We start from the raw sequence: 559 nt of genomic DNA on the forward strand, positions 1-559 counted from the left end.
TTCGGCGGGGTGGACACCCACGCCGACACCCACACCGCCGCGGTCGTCGACGCCGCCGGGCGGCTGCTGGCCCACCGCGAGTTCGCCGCCACCCCGGCCGGCTACGCCCAGCTGATCGACTGGCTCGTCGCGCACGGCCCGGTGCAGCGCGTGGGGGTGGAGGGCACCGGGGTCTACGGCGCCGGCCTGGCCCGTCACCTCACCGCGGCGGGTATCAGGCTGGTCGAGGTCGACCGTCCGGATCGCAAGACCCGCCGGTTCGCCGGCAAGTCCGATCCGATCGACGCCGAGGCCGCCGCCCGCGCCGCCCTGAGCGGCCGGTCCACCGGCACCCCGAAGGCCCGCACCGGGCCGGTCGAGGCCGTGCGCACGCTGCGCGTGGCCCGTCGCAGCGCCATCGCCGCCCGCGCCGAGGCCCAGACCCAGATCCGAGCGCTGATCATCACCGCGCCCGAGCCGCTGCGCGGCCAGTTGCGCACCCTGACCCTCCGGCGACTGCTGGCCACCTGCGCGGCGATGCGCCCGGACCCGACCGGCAGCGCGGACCCGGTGCAGGCGA

At 77.6% G+C, this 559-nt stretch carries 1 protein-coding gene; it reads left to right on the forward strand.

Features of this window, described 5'->3' with window-relative positions; all coding sequences use genetic code 11:
- Positions 1-559: IS110 family transposase (locus tag ACI8AF_RS27540; protein WP_456542971.1), on the forward strand; the 559-nt coding region annotated here is incomplete at both ends.

The organism is Blastococcus sp. SYSU D00669 (assembly GCF_054050715.1).